This is a genomic window from Phenylobacterium sp. CCH9-H3 (genome assembly GCF_001557235.1).
Taxonomy (GTDB): domain Bacteria; phylum Pseudomonadota; class Alphaproteobacteria; order Caulobacterales; family Caulobacteraceae; genus Phenylobacterium.
This window is the reverse complement of sequence record NZ_LSJI01000019.1, coordinates 1-4,124: the sequence shown is the minus strand read 5'-3', so window position 1 is coordinate 4,124 and position 4,124 is coordinate 1. Positions and strand designations below refer to the sequence as shown.

The 4,124-nt window shown below is 70.6% G+C and carries 4 protein-coding genes; all 4 read left to right on the top strand.

Annotated elements, in window-relative coordinates; genetic code table 11:
* Positions 1-199, top strand: a 199-nt coding sequence (locus tag AX721_RS01125; RefSeq protein ID WP_197422428.1) for a TolC family protein, incomplete at its 5' end; no start/stop codon positions are given.
* On the top strand, positions 196-1,353 hold the full coding sequence (locus AX721_RS01120) for an efflux RND transporter periplasmic adaptor subunit (RefSeq protein WP_068874086.1): 1,158 nt from the start codon (positions 196-198) through the stop codon (positions 1,351-1,353). The genes AX721_RS01125 and AX721_RS01120, both read left to right, overlap by 4 nt.
* Positions 1,343-1,762, top strand: coding sequence for a hypothetical protein (locus tag AX721_RS01115; RefSeq protein WP_156466944.1), 420 nt, complete (start codon positions 1,343-1,345; stop codon positions 1,760-1,762). Before AX721_RS01120 ends, AX721_RS01115 begins: the two co-directional genes overlap by 11 nt.
* On the top strand, positions 1,759-4,124 hold a 2,366-nt coding region (locus AX721_RS01110; protein WP_156466943.1), incomplete at its 3' end, for an efflux RND transporter permease subunit. The genes AX721_RS01115 and AX721_RS01110, both read left to right, overlap by 4 nt.

The following is a 4,124-nucleotide window of genomic DNA, read 5'->3' as shown; positions in this document are numbered from 1 at the left end:
GCGCACGGCCGAGGAAGCCTACCGGCTCACCCGCCTCGGCTACGAGGGCGGCAAGCTCGACCTTGTGGAACTGCTCAACGCCCAGCGCGCGCTCGCCGAGGCGCGCGCCCAGACCATCAACGCCGCCGTCGAACGCCTGAGCGCCCAGGCGGGCCTCGCGCGTCTGGCCGGCGCCACGCCTTTCGGAGATCCCCGGTGAGACAAGACAAAACCCGACTGTACGGCGGCGTGGCCGCCGCGATCCTGCTCGCCGGCCTGGGCGGCTTCGGCATCGCCAAGCTGGCCGGCGACACGCCGGCAACGGCCACACCGGAAGCCGAAGAGCATCACGAGGGCGAGGAAGGCGCCGTGGAGATGACGGCGGACCAGGTCAAGGGCGCCGGGATCCTCGTGCAGCCGGTCTCCGTGGGCGGCTTCGCCAACGAGGTGCTGGCCCAGGCGACGGTGGAGGCCGCCCCCAACGGCCAGGCGGTGCTGACGGCGCGGGCCGCCGGCGCGGTCACCCGCATCTACAAGCGCCTCGGCGATCCCGTGCGGGCGGGCGAACCCCTGGCGATCGTCGAGAGCCGGGAGGCCGCTCAGATCGCCGCGGACCGTTCGGTGGCCGCGGCGCGGGCGAGCCTCGCCCAGAAGCAGCTGGCCCGGGAGAAGCGCCTGTTCGAGCAGCGCGTGTCGGCCCGCCAGGACTACGAGCAGGCGCAGGCCGAGGCCGCCGCGGCCAACGCCGAGGCCCGCCGCGCCCAGGTGGCCTCCGGCGCCGCCAACGTGACCTCCGACGGCCGCGGTGTGGTGGTCTCCAGCCCCATCGCCGGGCGCATCACGGCGGCGCCCGCCAGCCTGGGCGCCTTCGTACAGTCGGAGACCGAACTGTTCCGGATCGCCGACCCGCAGCGGATCGAGGTTCGCGCCGCGATCAGCGGCGCGGACGCCCCGCGGGTCTCGCCCGGCGATCGGGCGGTGGTCGAACTGGCGGACGGCCGCGCGATCGAGGGGCGCGTGCGGTCGATCACGCCGTCGCTCGACGCGGAGACCCGCACGGCGACCGCCGTGCTGGACCTGCCGGCCCTCGGCTTGCAGCCGGGCCAAACGGTTCGGGCGCGGATCGTCCCGCAGCGCGCCAGCGCCTCCAAGGCGATTGTCGTGCCGGACGAGGCGATCCAGAGCGTCGAGGGCCGCGACGTGGTCTTCGTGCGCACCGCCAAGGGCTTCCAGGCGCGCCCGGTCACGGTCGGCCAGCGTAGCGCCGGACGCGCCGAGATCGTCAGCGGCCTCACCGCCGGCCAGGTGATTGCGGCGCGCAACGCCTTCCTGCTGAAGGCCGAGCTCGGGAAGGGCGAGGGCGATGAGCATTAGGTCAGTCGCATACGCGCTCGCCGCCGCGCTTGCCGTGGCCGCCGGCGGCTGCGCCACGGCGTCAACGTCGGATGACGCCACCGCCGTCGACCTGGCCAGCGGTGGCCATGTCCGAATCCTGAGCGCCTATCTGCGCGCGGGCCCGGACGAGGCGGTCGTGCGCGGCATGGTCCGCGCGGACCCGCTCTGGCGTGGTCCGGTTTCCGGACACCTCCACATCGCAGCCTACGGCCGCGACGGCGAGGTCCTCGTCCGCCGCACGGCCCGGTGGTCCGGCCGGCTGTCGACGCGGCCCGGCGCTGCTTCGGTGGCCTACCAAGCCAAGCTCGGCGTCCCGCGCGCCCAAGTTGACCGCCTCGCGGTGGCCTACGCGCCGGGCGTGCACAAAGCCTCGGAGTCATCCCAATGATCGCCGGTCTCATGGCCCTTTCCGTCCGGGCGCGCTGGGCGGTCGTGTTCTTCATCGCCATCGTCTCGGCCATCGGCATGTGGCAGCTCACCCGGCTGCCGATCGACGCGGTGCCGGACATCACCAACAAGCAGGTGCAGGTCAACACCGTCGATCCCGGCCTTTCGCCGGCCGACATCGAGAAGCGGGTGACCTTCCCGATCGAGACGGCGCTGGCCGGCATCCCCGGCCTGGAGAGCACGCGCTCGGTCTCGCGCAACGGCTTCTCCCAGGTCACGGCGGTCTTCAAGGAGAACGTCGACCTCTACTTCGCGCGGCAGCAGGTCAGCGAACGGATCTCCCAGGCCCGGGAGAACCTGCCGGAAGGCCTGCAGCCGCAGATCGGCCCGGTGACCACCGGGCTCGGCGAAGTCTTCATGTACACGGTCGACTTCACCAACCCGGGCGGGAAGGGCGCCAAGGTGCGCGACGGCCAGCCCGGCTGGCAGTCGGACGGCAGCTACCTGACGCCGGAGGGCGAGCGGCTCACCGACGAGGTCTCACGCGCGGCCTATCTGCGCACCGTCCAGGACTGGATCATCAGTCCGCAGCTCCGCACCGTCCCGGGTGTGGCCGGCGTCGACTCCATCGGAGGCTTCGAGAAGCAGTACCTCGTCGAGCCGGACCCGGTGAAGCTGAACGCTTACGGCGTGTCCTTTTCCGACCTGGCGAAGGCGCTCGAGGCGGCCAACCTCTCGGTGGGCGCAAACTTCCACGAGCGCGCCGGCGAGGCCTACCTGGTCCGCGCCGACGCGCGAATCCGCTCGGCGAACGAGATCGCCAATGCCGCGATCGCGACGCGCGGCGGCGTGCCGGTGATGGTCAAGGACGTGGCCACGGTCCGCATCGGCGGCGAGCTCCGCACGGGCGCGGCCAGCATGAACGGCCACGAGGTCGTGGTCGGCACCGCGCTGATGCTGATCGGCGAGAACAGCCGAACCGTCGCCAAGGCCGTCGGCGAGAAGCTGGAGACCCTCGAGAAGTCCCTGCCGGTGGGCGTGGCCGTGAAGCCGACCCTGGACCGCTCGAAGCTGGTGAACGCGACGATCGCCACGGTGCAGCGCAACCTCTTCGAAGGCGCCGTGCTGGTGGCGATCGCGCTCTTCTTCCTGCTGGGCAACGTCCGGGCCGCCCTGATCGCGGTCCTGATCATCCCGATCTCGTTCCTGATGACGGCGATCGGCATGAACACCCTCGGCGTCTCCGGAAACCTGATGAGCCTGGGCGCCCTGGACTTCGGCCTGATCGTCGATGGGGCGGTGATCATCATCGAAAACTGCCTGCGCCGGCTGGCCGAACGCCAGCACCACGAGGGCCGCCTGCTGGACCTGCGCGAGCGGCTCGAGGAGACTATGCTGGCGTCCCAGGAGATGATCCGCCCGACCGTCTACGGCCAGGCGATCATCTTCCTGGTGTTCGCGCCGCTGCTCACCTTCCAGGGCGTGGAGGGCAAGACCTTCTCACCCATGGCCATCACCCTGATGCTGGCGCTGGCGGCGGCCTTCATCCTGTCGCTGACCTTCGTGCCGGCCATGGTGGCGCTGCTGATCCGCGGCAAGGTCGCGGAGAAGGAGGTCTGGCTCATCCGCAAGGTGAACCAGCACTACATCCCGCTGCTGCATCGCGCCGTGGCCCGGCCCTGGCCGTTCATCGGCGCGGCGGTGGGGGTCTTCGCCCTCGCCGGATTCGTGTTCACCCTGCTGGGCCAGGAATTCATCCCACAGCTCGACGAGAAGAACGTCGCGGTCGCCTCGCAGCGCATTCCCTCCACCTCGCTGGAACAGTCGCTGCGCATGCAGCGCGGCGTCGAACGCGCCATCACCAGCCTGCCCGAGGTTGAGCTGATGTTCTCCAAGACCGGCACGGCCGAGGTCGCCACCGACCCCATGCCGCCCAACATTTCCGACGGCTTCGTGCTGCTGAAGCCGCAGAAGGACTGGCCGAAGGGCGTGAAGACCAAGGAGGACGTCATCGCCCGGATCGAGGCGAAGACCGGCGCCCTCATCGGCCAAGGGTATGAGCTCAGCCAGCCCATCGAGCTTCGCTTCAACGAGCTGATCGGCGGGGTTCGCGGCGACGTGGCCGTGAAGATCTATGGCGACGACCTCGAAAAGATGACGGCGACGGGGACCCGGATCGCTGCGGCTTTGTCGTCCACCCCAGGCGCGGCCGACGTGAAGGTCGAGCAGGTCAGTGGGGCGCCGACCCTCGACGTTCAGTTCGACCGGGCGGCCATCGCGCGCTTCGGCCTCACGGTGGAGGAGGTGGCTGATACTGTGGCCGCAGCTATGGCGGGCCGGGAGGCGGGCATGCTGTTCGAAGG

Coding starts and splice junctions, on each gene's coding strand:
- AX721_RS01115 (WP_156466944.1), top strand. CDS start 1,343: ATGAGCATTAGGTCAGTCGCATACGCGCTCGCCGCCGCGCTTGCCGTG.